Here is a 1,633-nt window from a genome sequence, read left to right as displayed (position 1 = left end):
CGGACACACCCCCAACTGGACCACCTACTACAACCACCCCAAAACCCACCACACCCCCCTCCCCACCTACCCCTTCCAACACCACACCTACTGGCCACGCAAAAGCTCGACGGCTTCTGCGGACCTTAGCTCGGCTGGCTTCCTGGGCGCCGAACACCCGTTGCTCACCACCACCGTGGATCTGGCACACAGCGACGGCTCACTTTTCACCGGACGCATCTCGCTGGATTCACATGCGTGGCTGGCCGACCACACCGTCATGGGCAACGTTCTGCTGCCGGGAACCGCATTCCTTGAGCTGGCGCTATATGCAGCGCATGCGACGGGCATGAAGGCCGTCGAGGAACTGACGCTCGAACATCCTCTGGCGCTGCCCGAGATTGGCGGGGTCTTCCTCCAACTGGCCGTATCCGAGCCGACTGGTGACGGACTGCGCACTCTGACAATTCACTCCAGGCCTGACCGCGGCGGTAGAAGTGGTGACTCCTACGATGCCGCGTGGCAACGCCACGCGGTCGGCACCTTGAGTGCCGAAGGTCCGCGCGAGCGCGCACAAAGTGTTGTGCCCGGTGAGGACAGCGCCTTGGCCGACTGGCCGCCGGCCGGTGCACGCCGTCTCTCTTCTGCGGAGACCTACGCTGAGTTCGGTGCAGCCGGCATGGACTACGGCCCCGTCTTCCAAGGCCTGCGGTCGGCTTGGCGACGGGGCGACGAGGTGTTCGTCGAGGTCGCGCTGCCTGATGAAGAGGCTGAACACGCGGCGCAATTCGGGGTGCATCCGGCACTGCTGGACTCCGTCCTGCACGGCGTCGGCGCGGGGCGGATGTTCGGCGAAAACGAGCAGGTCGCCCGTCTGCCGTTCTCGTGGTCGGGAGTCACGCTGCACTCCACAGGCGCTCCGCTCCTGCGGGCCCAGTTGAGCCCAGCAGGAGAGGACAGTGTTCGCTTGTCCATCGCGGACGGCGAGGGACGTCTGGTCGCACACGTGGACCGCCTGGCGATGCGCAAGCTTTCGCCGGACCAGCTGGCGGCAGCAGAAGACAGCGTTGCTAAGCGGTCCTTGTTCCAGGTCTCCTGGTCGGCGCTGCAGGTTGCTCCGAGGGCCGGTTCCTCCTGGTCCTACACCGTAATCGGCGAAGGTGCTGCTCCCGAAAAGCTGTGGGAAGGCGCGGTCGGGGAGCGCGGTGTGGCAACGCACGCGCTGCTTCTGTCAAAGGCTCTCGGCGCCGCACCGTACGTCGTGTCGGACACGACGATGGAACCTGATGAGGCACTCGCGACAGCCGCTGAGACGCTTGAGCACCTACAAGGTTGGGCTGCTTCTTCCGGTGATCGTGCCGAGGGGCAGACTCTGGTGGTGGTGACCCGGCATGCCGTCTCCTTCGGTGACGACCCGGAGATCGACGCGCCGGGAGCGACCGTATGGGGCATGGTCCGCTCGGTGCAGGCGGAGTATCCGGGACGCGTGGTGCTGGTCGACATCGACGATGATGAGGCGTCGTGGGCGGCGGTGCCGGACGTCATGCTCTCCGGGGAGACGCAGGTGGCGATCCGTCACGGCCTCGCCTACACTCCGCGCCTCACCCACACCACAGCCCAACCCGACCACCACACCGCACCCACCCCGGACTGG

The 1,633-nt window shown here is 66.1% G+C and carries 1 protein-coding gene; it reads left to right on the top strand.

Annotated elements, in window-relative coordinates:
* Positions 1-1,633: polyketide synthase dehydratase domain-containing protein (locus tag ACIRJP_RS42555; RefSeq protein WP_404186609.1), on the top strand; the 1,633-nt coding region annotated here is incomplete at both ends.

It is taken from the genome of Streptomyces sp. NPDC102437 (assembly GCF_044765565.1).
Classification (GTDB): Bacteria; Actinomycetota; Actinomycetes; order Streptomycetales; family Streptomycetaceae; genus Streptomyces.
This window is presented reverse-complemented; position numbering and strand designations above follow the sequence as displayed.